The following is a 17,658-nucleotide window of genomic DNA, read 5'->3' as shown; positions in this document are numbered from 1 at the left end:
CTGCTTGGGTAGAGTCCTCCGCTATTCTAATGCCTCTAAGCCGGAAAACGCACGACGGCGTGCCTCATCAGCCAGCTCTGGCGGACCGATGAGTTCGATGCGGTCTCCTTGGCTAAGGCAGAAACGGATAAGCCAGTCCGCGGACCCGTAGACCATGGTTGCCTCAATCCGTCCGTCATCATAGGCATCACCGATTTCGATTTCCCAGTAGTCCGCAAGCCATGTCGCATCGGAAGATACGAGTAGGTTAGCGATGTTTTCGGAGTCGAAGCCAAACGGGTCGGAGCCATCGAACGTCTTGCCTACCGCAGAACGGTCGGCTGGAACTTCGGTCAACCGAGCTTCACGAATTCGGTCAGTTCGGAAGCTCTTCTCCTCTCCTCCATCCAGCGCCGTGAAATAGGTGTGACCACCTTGGTGAAAGAACCGAATACCGGTCAACTGGCGCTCACGAAGCGTATCGGAGGAAGGCGAAAAGTATGTCACCTGCACTTGAACGTCTTGCTGCAAACCACTTTGAAGTATCCCCAGGATGGATTCTTGATCGCTTTGCTCCCCATCCGCGTCAAGCACGGAGGTACTGCCAACTACAGCTCGCAACTTCTCTGCTGCAGAACTCAGCGCCGCTTGGTCGAGCAGGCCTGGCATGGTCTCGAATGAGTCGAGCAGCAGTAACAATGTGTTTGCCTCGGTTGGTGTGAGACGCAAGGGCCGACTCAAACCTTGGTCGTCAATGACGGTCACCTCGGTCCACGAATGTTTGAGATCAATCATCTCCCCGGGGCCATTGCCAACTCCCGACAAATGGAGCATCGCCAAGTCGCTTTTCACCTGTTCCGCGTCAGTTCCGATGTCCCGCGCTATTTCCATTGGTGAACGGTCCGGGTGCTGCGACAGATATGACAACAGGTTTAAAAGCCGTGCCAGACGCACCTGGCGTTCGACAGCAGTGTCTTGTTTCATGCTTCAACTCGTTCCTGTCCTCGAAGCTGTTTGCGCAAGAGTGCAGATACCTCTTCGTGGATATCGGGCGGCGTAATTGAGTGCACATGCGGAGCAAGGCTCGCGAGAGTGCGCACGAGCCAGTCGCGTTCGACCCCACTGACAGCTATCCGGTCCAGACCCGCTGCAGCGCCCTCTGAGCGCTCCCCTTGCAGCGATAGCTCCTCGCCTACACCAGCCGAAATTTCCACCACGGCATCGACGAGCGGGCCACGCAGTACGTTCTGAAGTACGTCACGCGGGTCCTTGGTGGCGTCGTGAAACGATGTCTGATTCTTCGACTTCCTGATGTTGCTCACCTTCATCAGTCTGAAGACGCGTTCTTGGCCGCGATCGCAGTCCCAACCAACAAGGTAAGTCTTGTTATTGAGAGGTACGACGCTCCAAGGGTCGAACGTTCGGCGCTGGATCGACGCACCTGGAGCTGGCTGAAAATCGAACGTCATGCGGGTCTTGGTGCGTGCGCAAGCCAAGGCCGCCTTGAGCACATCCGGGTCGAGGTTGATGATGTCGTTGTCGACGAACGCAATGGTTGGGCTATCAAACATCCTGGTCACACCAGATGCCGCGATCTTTGTCCAACCGGATCGCGCAAACGCGCCTAGGCGTCCCGCCTGGCTGAGATCAACTACGAGACCAAGCGCCGTTGCCTCCTCAACAGTGAGGTTGAGCGGCTCGAGTTCGTACTTATCGTGTTCGATCCATGCCTCGCCTGCTCGAGTTTCTGCGGGCACGCCAACACGGCGAAGGTCGTCGACGTCGCGCTTAATCAGTTTTTCCAGGGCCTCTGGAGTTCGATCAGCGTATCCGTCGACGTGCTTGGCAATCCACTGCTGTGTCCTCGGACGCGGTGACCCCAGTAACGCGAACGCCAAGTTCAGCTGCCGGGAAGTCATTACATCACTACGTGTCATGATGCTCCTGTTGGTGGTTGTCCACGATGTATTGGATCAAGGCGTCGACGTCAGCGTTCTCGGTTTCGAAGGGATCGAGAAGCTTGAGCGTTCGAGGCTCTGGACGGTTTACTTTCAGGTGCACCCAGTCGACGTTGTGCTCCGCGTTGTAGTCCCGAGCAGCTGAGAGGAACCTGCCCCGCAGCGCGGCGCGAGTCGTGGCAGGAGGCTGCTCAGCAGCTATTCGAATGTCCGCGTCGGTAGTCCAACGCGCCGCGAGGCCTTTGCGTTGCAGCAGGTAGAACAGACCACGCTCCGGGTTGATGTCGTGATAGGTCAAATCAATCTGTGCCAATTTCGGATGTGACCAGTCCGTGTCTAGTTTTTCACGAACCTGCTCTAAGAGCTTGTGTTTGATCACCCAGTCGATCTCTGTGTCAACCGCAGAGAAATCCTGCGTCTCGATTGCAGTCAGCACTCTTTGCCATAGCTCCACTACCCGACCGAGTTCCTCGTTTGAGGTTCCCTCGTCTGGCCGTTGTGTCAGCCATTTTGTGGCGGCGTCAAGAATCTGTTGCTGCACCGCGAGTGCTGTAACAGTTGAACCATCTTTACAAGTAAGGAGCGTTTGGCCAGTCGGGTCGAGCGCAATCGCTCGAATATGCTTGATCGGATCTTCGAGCTCCACGTTCGGCATCGGGAAGCCAGCCTCGAGCATCTCAATGACCAGCTGCGTCGCGCCTACCTTGAGCGCGAACGTAGTTTCCGACATGTTGGAGTCACCGACGATGACGTGCATTCGGCGGAATCGATGAGAATCTCCGTGTGGCTCATCTCGAGTGTTAATAATGGGACGCGTGCGCGTGGTGGCAGATGAAACCCCTTCCCACACCTGGTCGGCGCGCTGGGACAGCACAAACTTGCCCTTATTGATCATTCCTGCGCCGCATATTAGCTGTCTCGTAATCAAAAAAGGCAGGAGCTGCTTGCTGAATGACTTCAGGACGATTTCTCGACTCACTAGATAATTCTCGTGTGCACCGTAAGAGTTGCCCTGTGAGTCGACGTTGTTCTTAAACAGGTACACCTGGGCCGGAGTCCCCTCCTGTGCAAGGGCTTCCTCTGCATGCAGCGCAAGCTGGTGGTAGAGCATCTCGCCAGCCTTGTCGTATTGCAAGAGCTGCATCAGTGAGTCGCATTCTGGCGTCGCGATTTCAGGGTGCGCACCTACGTCGAGGTAGAGCCGAGAGCCGTTCTGGGTGAAGATATTCGACGACCGATAGCGCGAAACTACCGGCCGGAACAGGTAGCGCGAAAGCTCTTCCGGGCCAAGGATGGATTGCCCATGTGCGTAGGCGGCGAGCCCAAACTCCGTCTCCACCCCCATGATTCGGCGCGCATACAACGCAGGGTGTTCGGAACTCATTGGCCACCTTTTTGAACGAATGAACGCACAAACTCCTCAGCGTTCGTGTCAAGCAAGGCATCAATCTCATCGAGTAAATCGTCAGTGCCTGTCACCTCGACCTGGGCTTGGGCGCTGTTGCCTTCTTCATTCTGCGGTTCCGGGGCGTCTCCTCCACCGAACATTTGTTGCTGCTTAGACATGCTTATACCCTAGCGCGTTTAGCAGCTCCGATGCCGTTGTAGCGCGGTTGATGATTTGGGCAGTTTGCTCATACGTCCAGCCATTGACATCGTCGAGCGGCACGCGGACCATTCGATCCTCAATCCTGAAAACGGTGGACTGCCAACTCGATGCCGCGATCTCTTCCCCAAACTTTTCGGTTACCTTGCCACGGAAGTACGCGCGGGAGTTTCTCGGCGGGTTCTTTGCTGCGCGAGCAATCTCCTCATCGCTTGCCAGTGTCCGTATCGATCCTTTTCGGACGAGTGCGTGATACAGCGACTTCGCAGGATCTATGTCAGCGTACTGGATGTCGATCATTTTCAACTTTGGGTCGTCCGCGGCTACTCCTCGGTCCATGAACGAGCGCACAAGCGCCCACTTGGCCGTCCAATCAAGGCGATCCGCGGTGCGCAATGGGTCGACTGCGAGATCATCGAGCACTTCAGCCCAAAGGGCGAGCACTCGCTTATCGACGTCCCCTTCGTTCGGCAGCCCCTGCACCCGATCTCGGATTTCCCGAAGCACCTCGATTGCTGTGCAGCGCCTACCGTTGGCAAGAAGTAGTTTGTGTGTGCACGTTGGGTCGTGCGAGATGCGTTGCAGCTCAGCAACCGGGTCCTGGATGGTGAGGCCCGAGAAGTCCACTCCAGCTTCGATTGCATCGAGCACGAGTTTGGTCATGCCCATCTTCAAGAAGTTGGAGTACTGGCTCATGTTGGCGTCACCGATGATGACGTGGAGGCGTCGAAACTGTGTAGCGTCAGCGTGTGGTTCGTCGCGCGTGTTGATGATGCCTCGGTTCAGTGTCGTTTCGAGTGAGATTTCCTGCTCGAAGTAGTCTGCGCGCTGTGAAATCTGGAAACCGGCATGTTCACTTTCGCGCCCGATGCCAACTCGTCCGGCGCCAATGATGACCTGACGAGTGACGAAGAACGGTATGAGCCCCTCTACCACCGCTGCGAAGTCAGTGTGGCGTGAGTACTGGTAGTTTTCGTGACTGCCGTACGACTGGCCCTTGCCATCGACGTTGTTCTTGTAGAACTTAATGGGTGGGCATGGTGCAGCGCCGTCAAGCACCGAAATACCTTCGTCCCAGAGATCGCGGATGTCGTCCATGGACTGCCGCAAGTAGAGATCACCAGCGGCGTCGTACAGCATGGCGTCCCAGGCGTTATCAACTTCCGGGGAGGAGTATTCAGGATGGCCGTGGTCGACGTAATACCGAGCACCGTTAGTAGTCACCACATTAGCCACGCCAATCGCGTTTGGGTCGACAACAGGAACCGTCCGATAGCGTTGGAGGTCGTATCCGCGAGCATCCTTCAGAGGGTGTTCCTCCGCGTAGTCCCATCGGCTTCGAGCACTCGTATGCATCGCAGCGTATGCCACGACGGCATGCGTCGAGGTTATGAGCGGGCTGAGCGTCGGGTCGCTCGGAGTCGTGATGCCATACTCAGTTTCTGTTCCCATGAAACGTCCCATGGCTCACGACTGTACCGCGACGCTACCTCCCGTGCTGGCATTTACCAGCCGCGCTCAGCCAAGCGATGCGGCGCAGGCAGATCGCTGACGTTAATGCCAACCATTGCCTCGCCAAGGCCGCGTGAAGCTGCTGTGACTTCGGCGATGTCTTGCCAGTTGCGGGTTGCACGAACGACAGCTTCCGCGCGCTTCTCTGGATGCTCGGACTTAAAGATGCCCGAGCCGACGAAGACGCCGTCAGCGCCAAGCTGCATCATCAGAGCTGCGTCAGCCGGTGTTGCAACGCCACCAGCGGTGAACAGGGCAACGGGAAGCTCGCCGTGTTCAGCAACGTACTTCACCAGATCATATGGGGCTTGCAGCTCTTTCGCCGCGACGTAGAGCTCATCTGGGTTAGACGCTACCGTAGCCTGCAGCTGTGCGATTTGGGCTTTGATAGTGCGGATATGTTTCGTGGCCTCGGAGACATCACCAGTACCAGCCTCGCCTTTGGAACGAATCATGGACGCGCCTTCATTGATGCGGCGAAGTGCTTCACCCAAGTTTGTCGCACCGCACACGAAGGGGGTGTCGAATGCGTTCTTATCGATGTGGTTGACATAGTCAGCTGGGCTGAGCACCTCGGACTCATCGATGTAATCGATTTTGAGATGCTCCAAGATCGCGGCCTCGACCGTGTGTCCGATGCGCGCCTTTGCCATGACTGGAATTTCCACCGCGTCGAGGATCTCTTCGATGAGGTCGGGGTCGGACATACGCGCCACCCCTCCCTGGGCACGGATATCTGCCGGGACTCGCTCAAGTGCCATGACGGCAACGGCGCCGGCATTCTCCGCAATCTTCGCCTGCTCTGCGGTCACGACGTCCATAATGACGCCGCCGCGCAAGCTGTTGGTCAACTCTGCATGTTTCGAAAAATCAGTCATGGGTTCCATCATGCGGTACGATCTGGACGATTACGAGGTCCAGTTTTACAGCAATATTTTGTACCAGTTGGTGAGTATGTTCTTTCCAGTCTCGCGTAACGCATCACTTTCACTTCCTGCCCAAATCGCAGCGCAAATCCGAACCGCGGTTGCCGAAGGCACACTGCGACCCGGAGACACCATCGCATCTACCCGCGAGCTTGCTGCCCAACTTGGCGTATCGCGTGGGACCGTGGTCAGCGCGTTCGATCAGCTCATCAGCGAAGGCTATCTGGATACCACGCAGGGAGCACCAACAAGGATTCATCCTGAGCTCCGAGTACCGAAGCAGTCGATACAACGGAGGCAAAGAGCATCCAACGAGGCGTCAACACCTGCAGTACTTTCGCTGGTCCCAACATCAGGTATCGACGGCATGATCCGCCCGGCAGCCTGGCACCGTGCATGGCGCGAAGCCTCATATTGCGTGCCGAAACAGGCCGACCCACAAGGCGAGCCGAAACTACGGACTGCAATCGCCGAGCACCTGCGAGTAGCTCGTGGGCTTCACGTTGCTCCGGAGGAGGTCATCGTCACCGGTGGGACCCGCGAAGGACTACTGCTCACGCTGATGTCTATTGGCAACAGCGTCCGAGTTGGTGTTGAAACTTCGGAGTCTAGCGGGCTTCGTTCCGTGATCGCTCTCGCAGGCCATGCGACGGTGCCCTGCCAATGTGACGACGAAGGCGTGTTGGTCTCGCAGCTTCCATGCGACATCGACGCACTGCTCATCACGCCAGCACACGTGCCGCCGTTTGGCGGTGTCATGACAGTACGCCGACGCGTTGAGTTACTCGAATGGGCATCGGCAACGGGTACGTTGCTCATCGAGGATGACTTCAACACAGAACTGCGCTACCGAACCGCTCCCCAACCGACACTGAGCGCTCTACCGAACTCAGGCAGCGTGCTCACGCTCGGTACTTTCACAACGCTGCTGCACAAGCAGCTTTCCGCCGGCTACATCGTCACCACACCGGATACGTTTTCCTCGGTGCAAGAGACCCGGGAAGTGCTAGGAATGCCGGTGTCGACAGTTACCCAACACGCGATCGCGCACCTACTGACTGATGGCACCGTCCGGAAAAGCACCAAAGCGTTTCACACTAGGCTTGCGAAGCGGCGTCGACAAGTAACCCCACTCCTCGAGCGTATTGCCGAAGTCAGTGGTGCGAGCAACGCCACCATGAGCAACACGAGTAGCGCTGACATTATTGTTGAGTTTTCTCATCAACGCGATCTGCAGCGCTTCAGGGAGCAGCTGAAACGCGTCGGCTGTATTTGCGCGACCGGTGATTCAACTGGCGCTGGCGAAGACTGTTTTGCACTGCTCAGTTTCTCAACGCTGAGCGACCAAGACTTTGATGCCGCAACGCGCTCCCTCACTGAGTTTCTAGGATGCTGACCTAGCGACGACCTCCACAGCGACCACCTGCTTGCCTTGTCGACCGGCTAGTCGCGACCAAGTATCTGGGTCGGCAGTATTTGGCAGGTCCTCATTTTCCTGCTGCTCCGCGCGAACCGCCGCACGCAGGTGCTCCGCAGTAACGCCGGTATCTGACTCGCCGGAAATAGCGTCCTTGATAGCAAGCTTTTTGGCGCGGCTGACAATGTTCGCGATCATCGCACCAGAGACAAAGTCAGAGTAGTGCAACGTCTCCTCAGAGCCATCAATCAACCGGAGACGGACGAAAGGCCGCGGCGCGAACAACTCCTCGACGGCGATCTGTGCAAGCTCCTCGATAGGAGCTGCGTGAGGGACTTCAGGGCGTAAGTACCGGCCGAAGATATCGAGGGCCTCAGCTTTAGTCGGGCGTGAAATCCGCACCTTGATATCGAGGCGTCCAGGTCGGAGAATCGCAGGGTCAATGAGCTCTTCCCTATTCGTCGCGCCGATGACGATGACGTTCGAAATATCTTCTACGCCGTCAATCTCTGTGAGCAGCTGCGGCACAACTGTCGTTTCCATATCGGAGGACACCCCCGAACCGCGGGTACGGAAGATCGACTCCATCTCATCGAAGAAAATGATCACGGGGCGACCTTCCGAGGCGAGCTCCCTCGCACGCTCGAAAATCAGCCGGATTCTACGCTCGGTCTCTCCCACGAACTTATTCAGCAGCTCGGGGCCCTTCACGTTGATGAAGTGCGCCGACGCACTATGACCAAGCCGGTGCGCCAACGAATTCGCGACCGCTTTCGCAATCAGCGTCTTACCGCACCCGGGCGGGCCGTACAGTAGCAGGCCCTTCGGGGGCTTCAAGTCATACTGCTGGTAAAGGTGAGGGTGCGCGAACGGCAGCTCAACCGCATCGTGGATGAGCTCAATCTGTTCTTGGAGCCCGCCGATGTCCTCATACGTCACATCGGGTACTTCTTCGAGTGAAAGCTGGTTCACCTCGGTCTTTGCAATGCGCTCAAACGCGAACTGTGCGCGCACATCAGTAAGCAACGTGTCACCGGCACGGCTTTCACGCTGTAGCTCGTCTGTAAGCCGTACGACGTGCTCCGTTCCCTGGATGTCTTGCACAATAGCGCGACCGGCGTCCAGCTTTTCAACGAGCGTAGCTAGCTGGCCCACAGCAGGATATTGGCAGACCTCGAGTACCACGCTGCCATCGCCAAGCCTCACCAGCGACCCCGGCTTCACTCGGTCGATCGCGATCGTTGGCGCGACCTTGACACGCATATGCCGACCGCTTGTAAAGACTTCAGCGTCTGTCCCATTGCCAGTGGACACAAGGAACAGGCCGTACGTCGAAGCTGGGTCGCCGAGGGACTCAACCTGTTCGTAGAGCTCTTGCAGCTTGTCCCGACTGGTTTTGAGCATGTCCGCAAGCTGTGCATTGCGCGCGCGGAGCTGCTGGTTGTCGCGTGTGAGTACCTGGACTTCGGGCAAGCGTTCAGTCATACAAGGAATCTTAGCGACGCGCGCGCCGTTGCGGACGAGGTGGTGTCACTCCGTCCGCGAGTCGGCGCGTCCACACGAGAAATGCAGTGTGCGCGTTCATGCGGTGTTCTGGTCGAGTTGCCAGACCTTCGACCTTCCATTCACGCAGCAGGGTTTCCCATGCGCGAGGTTCCGTAAAGCACTTTGCCTCGCGGATGCCCTCCATAATGTTCATCAGCTGCGGGACTGTTGCCACGTACGTCATGAAAACGCCACCGGGGATCAACACATTCTTAACGGTGTCGATGAAGTGCCACGGCTCAACCATGTCCAAGATCACGCGGTCAACTGGTCCGCCAAGGTCCTCTTGAGTGACCTCACCGAAATCTCCCAGACGTGGTGTCCACCAATCAGGGCGACCATTGAAGTAGTCCTCTACGTTGTCTTTCGCGAACTTCAGATGATCATCGCGAATCTCGTAGGAAAACACATGGCCATCGGGCCCGACAGCACGCAAGAGCGACATCGTGAGAGCACCGGAACCTGCGCCGGCCTCCAACACGCGCGCACCCATAAAAATGTCGCCCTCGACAAGAATCTGAGCGGCATCCTTTGGATAAATGACCGCGGCGCCGCGCGGCATAGATAACACGTGATCAACGAGAAGGTGCCTGAAACAGAGATAGTCCGCACCCAAGGTGGACTTCACCACCGAGCCTTCGTGCGCGCCGATGATGTCGTCGTGGCTGACAATCCCCTTATGTGAGTGAAACTGCCCTCCTTCAACGAGTTGGATGGTGAAGTGGCGACGCTTTGCGTCCGTGAGTTGGACTTTATCGCCAACGCGAAATGGACCTGAATACATGTTGTTCAGTATGCCTTACACTCGTGCGTCCGTGTAAAAGGCGTGGATCGCCTGTACAAACCACTTCATATCCTCTACCCCACACATTTCACGGGCGGAGTGCATCGAGAGCAACGGAACACCAACATCCACGGTAGGGATGCCAAGGCGAGTCGCGGCGATAGGTCCGATCGTCGAACCGCAAGGGACGTCGTTGTTTCCGACGAACACCTGGTTCGGCACACACGCCGCCTCGCAAGCGCGAAGCCACGTTGCCTCAGTTTCCGCGTCGGAGGCGTAGCGCTGATTTGCGTTCACCTTCAGGACAGGCCCGGCGTTCAGCAAGGGGCGGTGCGAAGGATCGTGCTTTGTTGCATAGTTCGGGTGCACCGCGTGAGCCGCGTCGGCTGAGATCATCGAAGACCTAGCGCAGAGGCTCAGGAAGTCATTGACCCCCAGCCCGGACGCGATTCGTCGTAGGAATCGCTCGAGTAGTGGGCCTGCTGCGCCCGTCGGTGAGTTTGAACCGACCTCTTCGTGGTTGAACGCGACGAGAACCAATACATCGGAATGTGTTGCCTCACGTTGGGCTTCAATCAGCGCTTCTAGGCTCGCCCACACGCTCGAAAGGTTGTCTAGCCTGCCTGCCATCAGCATGTCACCGATGACTGCACCTTCTTGCGTATCCACCGAGATCAGTTCATGTGCAACTACCTGCTCACCGTCGAGCCCGATCTGCTCAGCGATGATGTCTAGCAGCGGACGATCCACGCCGAGCACCGGCTGCGTGTGTTGTTGGCGCTCAACCGGAGGCGTATCCGCTCGGTACAAGTGAATTGCGAGGTTCGGGACCCGAGCAATCGGACCAGTATTTACCAAGTGGGTCTTCCCACTCGCGTCCACCACACGCCCCGCAAAGGCAAGGTCACGGTCGAACCAACTCTGCAAAATCGGCCCGCCGTAGACCTCAACTGCCACCTGATGTATCCCCTCTCCCTTAACGTCAGGCCTCGGCTTCACCATAAGCCCAGGGGAATCCGTATGCGACCCAACAATCCGAAATCGGCTGGTCTCGGAGTCAAACTCTTCGGGTATCCACCACGCTACGACTGCCCCTCCTTCGACGGCCACATGGCCACCCGGAGTTGCGGGAGATGCGGTGGAGCTGGCGTCGTCAAGAAATCCTTTGCCTACGAGCATCGAGCGAACTTGGCTAGCTGCGTGGAACGCGCTCGGGCTTGCGCTAAGAAATCGAAGAAACGAATCAATCGATGTAGTCATACGTGCGAGTCTAGCTCGAGAGAAACCACTAGGATAGGACGAATATGAAAGCGAAACCGTTAGCCCTGTCCCCCTCGCGCGCGTCCGACTACCAGCAGTGCCCACTGCTCTACAGGCTGCGAGCGATCGACAAAATCGAAGAACCCAAAACTGAACCCCAGGTCAAAGGCACCCTCGTGCATGCCGTCCTCGAGGAACTGTTTGGGATGGAACGCGAACAACGCACCTACCCTGCGGCGGTGAAACTCATCGTCCCCGCATGGCAGAAGATGTGCGAACAGGACCCCAGCGTTGCAGACCCCATCGAGGACGAACAACTGCTTTTTATCGACGCCCGCACGCTCCTACGCGGATATTTCCAGATGGAAAACCCACTTGGCTTTGACTCACACAAGCAAGAAATGTATGTCAATACTGTGCTGCCCAACGGTGTGCCCGTGCGAGGCTTCATCGACCGCGTTGACGTCGCGCCAACTGGTGAAATCAGGGTCGTTGACTACAAGACCGGCAAGAAACCACAGCCAAGGTTCTCACACGACGCGAAGTTCCAGATGCGCTTCTACGCACTGGTGTACTGGCGGCTTTTCAACGAAATACCTGATCAACTGCGGCTCATGTACCTCAAGGTGGCAGATTCACTCTTCCTTACCCCTTCAAGTGAAGAACTCGAGTACTTCGAGCGCGACCTCGGTGAACTTTGGGCCAAAATTACCCGTGACGGTGAATCCGGACAGTTCCGACCAAAACGTTCCAGGCTCTGTGATTGGTGTGCGTTTCAGGCGTACTGCCCGGAGTTCGGAGGGACGCCACCGCAGTACCCTGGGTGGCCGGGGTCCGCGGCGGATGTGGAGTAAACACCGCGACGGACCACTGCAGGCTAAAACTAGAATAGCCCCTTGATGTTGCCACTCGAATCGACATCAATGTTGTTGGCTGCTGGTTTTTTCGGCAGGCCAGGCATTGTCATCACAGCACCAGTGAGTGCTAGTACGAATCCGGCACCCGTACGCGGAATGAGCTGACGCACATGCAACGTGTGGCCCTCGGGCGCTCCGAGGCGAGAGGGGTCGTCGCTAAACGAGTACTGCGTTTTCGAGATACATACCGGTAGGGCATCTGCGCCACTCGCACGCAAGTTCTCGAGGTCTTTCCGCGCCGCATCCGAGTATTGAACATCTGCCGCGCGGTATACCTCGCGGGCAATCGTCTCGATTGACTGCTCGACGCCTTCCTCCGGGTTGTACAGCGACGAAGAAGCACCGTCGACCAGGTTGTCAAGGACCGTCTTTGCCAGCTTCTCGGCGCCTTTACCGCCATGCGCCCATACCTCGGCCTCTTCCAGTGCAACACCGAAATCCTTTGCCCACTTTGCCATCCAAGCGCGTTCGCGATCCGTGTCAGAAGTGAACAGGTTGAGCGCCACGACAGGGCGGACACCAAATTTACGAAGGTTTTCGACGTGCCGCTCAAGGTTCACAATGCCCTTCGCCAGCGCATCAATATTTTCAGCCTTGAGATCGGAGCGGTCAACACCACCGTTGTACTTGATAGAACGGATAGTGGCGACCACTACCGCGCCAGCCACGTCGAGGTCACCGTAATGTGACTTGATATCGAAGAACTTTTCCGCGCCGAGATCAGCCCCGAATCCCGCTTCCGTAAAGACGTAGTCAGCACACTTCTGTGCTGTCTTCGTGGCAATCAAGGTGTTGCAACCATGGGCAATGTTTGCAAACGGACCGCCATGGATAAATGCAGGAGTGCCACCCATGGTCTGCACAAGGTTCGGCTTCAATGCGTCTTTTAGCAGCGCTGTCATAGCCCCGGCTGCATTAAGCTCACCCGCAGTCACCGGCTTGCGATCGTAGGTAAAACCGACAGTGATTTGTGCCAGGCGTTCGTGGAGGTCGTCAAGGTCGTTCGCAAGACCGAGGATTGCCATAATTTCCGAAGCCGCAGTAATCGTAAATCCAGTCTCCGTCGGTACTCCGTGGGCTGGTCCCCCCAGACCAGTTACTACGTTTCGCAGGGAACGATCGTTGACGTCCAAGCACCGCTGCCACGTAATACGCCGCGGGTCGATATTCAACTCGTTGCCCTGGTGAATGTGGTTGTCGATCATCGCAGCCAACGTATTGTTCGCACTGGTAATCGCGTGGAAGTCCCCAGTGAAGTGGAGGTTAATGTTCTCCATCGGAACCACCTGCGAGTAGCCACCACCTGCCGCGCCGCCCTTCAAACCCATCACAGGGCCGAGAGAAGGTTCCCGCAAAGCAACAATGGCGTTCTTGCCGAGGTTTGTAAACGCATCAGTTAAGCCAATCAGTGTGGTGGATTTCCCCTCCCCCGCTGGGGTTGGGGAAACACCTGTGACAAGAATGATCTTGCCTTGCTTATCGTCCTTGACAAGCGAGGGGTCGACCTTGGCCATGTACTTGCCATATGGAATCAGCGCATCTTCGGAAATACCGGCCTTGAACGCAATAGTGGAGATCGGTTCAAGCGTATGCGCTTGAGCGATCTCCACATCAGTTAGAACTTCGGACTTGGGGCTGTCGTGATGTTGTGTAGACATGCCCCTAGTTTAGCTTTAAATCAGCACCGCCCCAATGAGGTAGCCGAGAATTACCGAGACTGCGATGCAGACGATACCCGGCAGAATGAATGGGTGGTCGAAGACGTACTTGCCGATTCGGGTCGAGCCTGTATCGTCCATCTCCACTGCTGCAAGCAGGGTTGGGTACGTCGGAAGCACGAACAGTGCGGACACTGCTGGGAATGCTGCAACAGCGGTGAGCGGGCTGACGCCAATTGCGAGAGCAGCTGGGATAAGTGCCTTCGCGGTGGCAGCCTGCGAGTAGAGCAGAGATGCGGCGAAGAACAGAACGACTGCGAGCAGCCATGGCTGTGCCGTCAGGACGTCACCAGCAATGTTTTGAATGTCCTCAATGTAGTGGTTAATAAAGGTCGTACCCAGCCATGCAACACCAAGCACACACACAGAAGCAGACATGCCGGAACGGAACACCTGGGTGTTCAAGACCTCAGCTGCGCGAGACTTCGTAATAAGCAGGATCGCAGCGGCAGCGGAAAGCATGATCGCCATGATTGCCTCGTTACGAGGGACGGTTGGGTTCTCGATGAGACCGATCTGATCGGAGATGATCGTCGCGTAGAACATAACGATGACAATCGCGACAAGGAAGATCCACACGGATGCCTTCGCGCCGTCCTTCGGCTGGTAGCTGCTCGAAGTAGTCGTGGACTTTGCAACCAATCCGTCTGCGAGGCGACGCTGGTACACCTCGTCGTCAACAAGGTCTTTACCAAGCTTGTTTGAAACCCAAGCGGTTGGGAAGATCGCGAGGAAGGTCGCAGGAATCATGACGCCGAGCAACTGCAGGTATCCGACGCCCAGTGGCTCAAGTACGGAGGCCATAAAGACGACTGCAGCAGAAATCGGCGAGGCAACAATTGCCATCTGTGATGCGATGACTGCGACCGAAAGCGGGCGGGACGGGCGAACTTCGCCCTCCTTAGCAACCTCAACGATAACTGGAAGAGTGGAAAAAGCGGTGTGGCCAGTGCCTGCCAGCACGGTCATCAACCAAGTAACGATTGGCGCGTACACTGTGACGCGCTTTGGATTGCGGCGTAGGAACTTCTCAGCGAGGTAAACGAGGTAGTCCATGCCTCCCGCCAGCTGCATTGCAGAAATAGCAGCGATCACACACATGATGATGCCGATGACATCAAAGGGGATGTCATCGGCAGTTACGGACATGCCAGTGAGTCCGAGAAGCAAAACGCCAAGGCCACCGGCAAAACCGATAGCAATGGAACCCATCCGGGCGCCGAGCACAATGGCGCCGAACAGGATGATGAGTTGTATCACAAGTAACACAGGAACTCCCCTGATTCGGTCGAATTAGTATTCGTTTCCATTATCGCACTAAGAGGCGATAACTACCGAATCAGGGGAGTGTGAGATTTACTACTTTTGGTTGATTAGTCCTCGTCGAAAAATTCGCCGCGGTACTCTGGGTGCATCAAGTTGTCCTTGCCCAGCACAACCTTCAGCTCCTCCTCCGTGAGCAGGCCACGCTCGAGAACAAGATCACGAACGCTCTTGCCCGTAGCAGCAGCTTCCTTACCGATGACGTCACCATTGTGGTGGCCGATCACTGGGTTCAGGTATGTGATGATGCCGATGGAGTTGTTCACAAAGGCCTCACACACATCCTTGTTAGCGGTGATGCCAACGATGCACTTCTCACGTAGCGTACGAACGGCGTTGGTGAGGAGACGGATGGAATTGAACAGGGCCTCGGCAACTACCGGCTCCATGACATTGAGCTGGAGCTGGCCGGCCTCAGATGCGGTCAGGACGGCAACGTCGTTGCCGAAGACCTTGAAGCACACCTGGTTTACAACCTCAGGGATGACAGGGTTCACCTTCGCAGGCATGATCGAAGAGCCAGCCTGCATTTCCGGCAGGTTGATCTCGTTCAGGCCAGCACGTGGGCCGGAGGACAGCAGGCGAAGGTCGTTACATACCTTAGAGATCTTCATCGCGGCGCGCTTCAGTGCGGAGTGCATCCACACGTAGTCGCCGGTATCGGACGTTGCCTCAATCAGGTTCGGTGCGCCCTTGATATCCAGCTTGGTGACTTCCGCGAGAGCCTCAACGATCTTCTGACGGTAGCCGTCTGGAGTGTTGAGCTCGGTACCAATTGCGGTTGCACCGAGGTTGACGGTCAGCAGTGCTTGTGCTGCGGACTTGATGACGTCCAGTTCCTCCTCAAGCAGTGCACCGAAGCCAGTGAATTCCTGGCCGAGCGTCATCGGGACTGCGTCCTGGAGCTGGGTGCGCCCCATCTTGATGATGTCGTCGAACTCTTCACCCTTAGCGTTGAGCGCCTTGGTGAGCTCCTCAAGCTCGGTCAGCAGGCCCTGGACGGCGTAGTACACACCGAGGCGAAGGCCGGTCGGGTATGCGTCGTTGGTGGACTGGGACATGTTGACGTCATCATTCGGGTTGATGATGTCGTAGCTACCCTTTTCTTCACCGAGGATCTCAAGAGCGAGGTTTGCGACAACCTCGTTGGTGTTCATGTTCAGGGACGTGCCAGCGCCGCCTTGGAACTGGTCGATTGGGAACTGGTCCATGCAGCGACCGTTGTCGAGGATCTCGTCGCAGGCCTTGACGATGGCGTCCGCCTTCTTCTTTGGCAGAACACGGAGGCGGTGGTTGGCCAGTGCGGTGGCTTTCTTTACTTCCACCATGCCACGAATGAACTCTGGCAGGTCATTGATGGTCTGACCGGAGATCGGGAAGTTGTGGACGGCACGCAGGGTGTGGATGCCGTAGTAGACGTCGGAGGGCACTTCAAGTGTGCCAAGCAGATCTTCTTCAATGCGATTACTCATGCCACTGATTGTACGCAAATTCGACGCTATACAACTTTTGGGCCACCTAGTCACCCCAATAATAGGGATAGGGGTGACTTATCGGTGATTAATTGAAAATCCTATAGGCGTGCAATGCGCAGCTGAGTGGCCAAAATGGCTTCCGCGCCAATTGCAGAGAGAGCGTCCATAACCGCATTCGCTTGGGTTCGCGGAACCATAGCGCGCACCGCGACCCAGTTGTCGCGCGACAGCGGCGAGACAGTCGGCCCCGTCATGCCTGGTGTAAGTTCGCTGGCTTTGTCGAGGTCATCTCGGCAAATGTTGTAATCGAGCATCAGGAAGTTCTCCGCGTTCAAGATGCCGCGGATACGCTGAAGCACTACCTCATGTTCGTTTGCTAGCGTTACGCCCTTGCGCTTGATGACGACGGCTTCGCTGGCAAGAATGGGCTCCCCAAATGGTGCCAGTCCATGTTGTCTTAGCGTCGTGCCAGTGGATACGACGTCAGCAATAACGTCGGCGACGCCCAACTTGATCGAAATCTCAACAGCGCCGTCAAGCTCAATGACTTCCTTCGGAGTGATGCCGAGCCCGTCAAGATAGTCAATCACGAGGTGCGGGTATGAAGTTGCTATCCGCTTACCTTCCAAATCAGGCACCGCCCACGTTTCAGACTGCGGGGCAGCAAACCGGAATGTCGATGCACCAAAGCTCAACGGAAGTACTTCTTCTACTTCGGCATGGGAATTGAGCGCCAAATCTCGCCCAGTGATACCCAGGTCAAGGTGGCCTTGAGCAACGTAAATAGCGATGTCGTTTGGACGCAGGAAGAAGAACTCAATACCGTTTTCTTCATCCCAGATATTCAGGGCTTTTGACGTGCCCCTCCCCTTGTAACCGGCCTCTTTGAGAACCTGGAGCGCCTTCTCTGACAAAGAGCCTTTATTTGGAACCGCAAACTTAATCATCAGGCGAAATCCTTAGAGGTATTTATAGATGTCATCAGGGGTAAGACCTCGTTGCAGCATCATTACCTGGGTCCAGTACATCAGCTGGCTCATTTCCTCCGCCAGCTCCTCGTCAGACTGATACTCGGCAGCGATCCACACTTCACCAGCTTCTTCGATGATTTTCTTGCCGATGAAATGGGCGCCCTTCTCTAACGCTTGCACCGTGCTTGAGTCAGGGCGCTTGGAGTCGGCAGTTTCAGTGAGCTGAGCAAAAAGTTGATCGAAGTCCTTCACGCACAACACCTTAGC

16 protein-coding genes are annotated in these 17,658 nt (G+C 56.5%); 2 read left to right on the top strand and 14 right to left on the bottom strand.

Going from position 1 to position 17,658, the window contains the following annotated elements; translation table 11 throughout:
- Window positions 1-21: 21 nt before the first annotated feature.
- Genes BQ4436_RS10905 through pdxS form a run of 6 tightly spaced genes read right to left on the bottom strand, consistent with a single transcriptional unit; the run spans window position 22 to window position 5,933 of the window.
- Complete coding sequence (locus BQ4436_RS10905; protein ID WP_070976944.1) at window positions 22-963, bottom strand: helix-turn-helix transcriptional regulator; 942 nt, start codon at window positions 961-963, stop codon at window positions 22-24.
- Window positions 960-1,916, bottom strand: coding sequence for a helix-turn-helix transcriptional regulator (locus tag BQ4436_RS10900; RefSeq protein WP_070976941.1), 957 nt, complete (start codon window positions 1,914-1,916; stop codon window positions 960-962). The genes BQ4436_RS10905 and BQ4436_RS10900 overlap by 4 nt, the downstream gene beginning before the upstream one ends.
- Window positions 1,906-3,321 carry a Pup--protein ligase gene (gene pafA / locus BQ4436_RS10895; protein ID WP_070976938.1) on the bottom strand — a complete coding sequence of 472 codons (1,416 nt, stop codon included), beginning with the start codon at window positions 3,319-3,321 and terminating at the stop codon, window positions 1,906-1,908. Before pafA ends, BQ4436_RS10900 begins: the two co-directional genes overlap by 11 nt.
- A complete protein-coding gene (locus tag BQ4436_RS10890) occupies window positions 3,318-3,503 on the bottom strand; it encodes a ubiquitin-like protein Pup (RefSeq protein WP_070976935.1) in 186 nt (61 codons plus the stop codon). Before BQ4436_RS10890 ends, pafA begins: the two co-directional genes overlap by 4 nt.
- Complete coding sequence (dop, locus tag BQ4436_RS10885; protein WP_070976933.1) at window positions 3,496-5,007, bottom strand: depupylase/deamidase Dop; 1,512 nt, start codon at window positions 5,005-5,007, stop codon at window positions 3,496-3,498. Before dop ends, BQ4436_RS10890 begins: the two co-directional genes overlap by 8 nt.
- A 41-nt stretch (window positions 5,008-5,048) precedes the next feature.
- The gene (gene pdxS / locus BQ4436_RS10880) at window positions 5,049-5,933 is read right to left on the bottom strand and encodes a pyridoxal 5'-phosphate synthase lyase subunit PdxS (RefSeq protein WP_369822092.1); all 885 of its coding nucleotides are present in this window, start codon (window positions 5,931-5,933) and stop codon (window positions 5,049-5,051) included.
- A gap of 10 nt (window positions 5,934-5,943) precedes the next feature.
- Between pdxS and BQ4436_RS10875 the strand changes: the two genes are divergently transcribed.
- Window positions 5,944-7,377 carry a MocR-like pyridoxine biosynthesis transcription factor PdxR gene (locus BQ4436_RS10875; RefSeq protein ID WP_176754854.1) on the top strand — a complete coding sequence of 478 codons (1,434 nt, stop codon included), beginning with the start codon at window positions 5,944-5,946 and terminating at the stop codon, window positions 7,375-7,377.
- On the opposite strand, the gene arc is transcribed toward BQ4436_RS10875, so the two are convergent.
- From arc to BQ4436_RS10860, 3 genes are read right to left on the bottom strand one after another with little or no spacing between them, the layout of a single operon-like run.
- Window positions 7,366-8,883, bottom strand: a complete 1,518-nt coding sequence (gene arc, locus BQ4436_RS10870; RefSeq protein ID WP_070976930.1) for a proteasome ATPase — start codon at window positions 8,881-8,883, stop codon at window positions 7,366-7,368. The two genes, BQ4436_RS10875 and arc, sit on opposite strands and share 12 nt — an antisense overlap.
- A gap of 10 nt (window positions 8,884-8,893) precedes the next feature.
- The gene (locus BQ4436_RS10865; RefSeq protein WP_070477125.1) at window positions 8,894-9,727 is read right to left on the bottom strand and encodes a tRNA (adenine-N1)-methyltransferase; all 834 of its coding nucleotides are present in this window, start codon (window positions 9,725-9,727) and stop codon (window positions 8,894-8,896) included.
- 15 nt (window positions 9,728-9,742) lie between these two features.
- On the bottom strand, window positions 9,743-10,987 hold the full coding sequence (locus BQ4436_RS10860) for a M18 family aminopeptidase (protein ID WP_070976929.1): 1,245 nt from the start codon (window positions 10,985-10,987) through the stop codon (window positions 9,743-9,745).
- 44 nt (window positions 10,988-11,031) lie between these two features.
- Here BQ4436_RS10860 and BQ4436_RS10855 point away from each other — a divergent pair, with 44 nt between their 5' ends.
- On the top strand, window positions 11,032-11,841 hold the full coding sequence (locus tag BQ4436_RS10855) for a RecB family exonuclease (RefSeq protein WP_070976926.1): 810 nt from the start codon (window positions 11,032-11,034) through the stop codon (window positions 11,839-11,841).
- Window positions 11,842-11,870: 29 nt separating this feature from the next.
- On the opposite strand, the gene BQ4436_RS10850 is transcribed toward BQ4436_RS10855, so the two are convergent.
- The 5 genes from BQ4436_RS10850 to BQ4436_RS10830 all read right to left on the bottom strand — a co-directional run bounded on the left by BQ4436_RS10850 (window position 11,871) and on the right by BQ4436_RS10830 (window position 17,643).
- On the bottom strand, window positions 11,871-13,562 hold the full coding sequence (locus tag BQ4436_RS10850) for a formate--tetrahydrofolate ligase (RefSeq protein ID WP_070976923.1): 1,692 nt from the start codon (window positions 13,560-13,562) through the stop codon (window positions 11,871-11,873).
- A 15-nt stretch (window positions 13,563-13,577) separates the two neighbouring features.
- On the bottom strand, window positions 13,578-14,891 hold the full coding sequence (locus tag BQ4436_RS10845) for an anaerobic C4-dicarboxylate transporter (RefSeq protein WP_070976914.1): 1,314 nt from the start codon (window positions 14,889-14,891) through the stop codon (window positions 13,578-13,580).
- Window positions 14,892-14,995: 104 nt separating this feature from the next.
- Window positions 14,996-16,417, bottom strand: a complete 1,422-nt coding sequence (gene aspA, locus BQ4436_RS10840) for an aspartate ammonia-lyase (RefSeq protein WP_070976912.1) — start codon at window positions 16,415-16,417, stop codon at window positions 14,996-14,998.
- Window positions 16,418-16,518: 101 nt separating this feature from the next.
- The gene (gene hisG, locus BQ4436_RS10835; RefSeq protein WP_070976910.1) at window positions 16,519-17,367 is read right to left on the bottom strand and encodes an ATP phosphoribosyltransferase; all 849 of its coding nucleotides are present in this window, start codon (window positions 17,365-17,367) and stop codon (window positions 16,519-16,521) included.
- Between the two features lie 12 nt (window positions 17,368-17,379).
- Complete coding sequence (locus tag BQ4436_RS10830) at window positions 17,380-17,643, bottom strand: phosphoribosyl-ATP diphosphatase (RefSeq protein WP_070362457.1); 264 nt, start codon at window positions 17,641-17,643, stop codon at window positions 17,380-17,382.
- Window positions 17,644-17,658: the final 15 nt, after the last annotated feature.

Source organism: Corynebacterium sp. MC3 (assembly GCF_900099485.1).
Classification (GTDB): Bacteria; Actinomycetota; Actinomycetes; order Mycobacteriales; family Mycobacteriaceae; genus Corynebacterium; species Corynebacterium pseudogenitalium.
The sequence above is the reverse complement of the archived record's forward strand: the minus strand, read 5'-3'. Positions and strand labels throughout refer to the sequence as shown.

Coding starts and splice junctions, on each gene's coding strand:
- BQ4436_RS10865 (WP_070477125.1), bottom strand. CDS start 9,727: ATGTATTCAGGTCCATTTCGCGTTGGCGATAAAGTCCAACTCACGGAC.
- hisG (WP_070976910.1), bottom strand. CDS start 17,367: ATGATTAAGTTTGCGGTTCCAAATAAAGGCTCTTTGTCAGAGAAGGCG.
- BQ4436_RS10900 (WP_070976941.1), bottom strand. CDS start 1,916: ATGACACGTAGTGATGTAATGACTTCCCGGCAGCTGAACTTGGCGTTC.
- BQ4436_RS10860 (WP_070976929.1), bottom strand. CDS start 10,987: ATGACTACATCGATTGATTCGTTTCTTCGATTTCTTAGCGCAAGCCCG.
- BQ4436_RS10850 (WP_070976923.1), bottom strand. CDS start 13,562: ATGTCTACACAACATCACGACAGCCCCAAGTCCGAAGTTCTAACTGAT.
- pdxS (WP_369822092.1), bottom strand. CDS start 5,933: ATGACTGATTTTTCGAAACATGCAGAGTTGACCAACAGCTTGCGCGGC.
- BQ4436_RS10875 (WP_176754854.1), top strand. CDS start 5,944: ATGCGGTACGATCTGGACGATTACGAGGTCCAGTTTTACAGCAATATT.
- arc (WP_070976930.1), bottom strand. CDS start 8,883: ATGACTGAACGCTTGCCCGAAGTCCAGGTACTCACACGCGACAACCAG.
- aspA (WP_070976912.1), bottom strand. CDS start 16,417: ATGAGTAATCGCATTGAAGAAGATCTGCTTGGCACACTTGAAGTGCCC.
- BQ4436_RS10855 (WP_070976926.1), top strand. CDS start 11,032: ATGAAAGCGAAACCGTTAGCCCTGTCCCCCTCGCGCGCGTCCGACTAC.
- pafA (WP_070976938.1), bottom strand. CDS start 3,321: ATGAGTTCCGAACACCCTGCGTTGTATGCGCGCCGAATCATGGGGGTG.
- dop (WP_070976933.1), bottom strand. CDS start 5,007: ATGGGACGTTTCATGGGAACAGAAACTGAGTATGGCATCACGACTCCG.
- BQ4436_RS10890 (WP_070976935.1), bottom strand. CDS start 3,503: ATGTCTAAGCAGCAACAAATGTTCGGTGGAGGAGACGCCCCGGAACCG.
- BQ4436_RS10905 (WP_070976944.1), bottom strand. CDS start 963: ATGAAACAAGACACTGCTGTCGAACGCCAGGTGCGTCTGGCACGGCTT.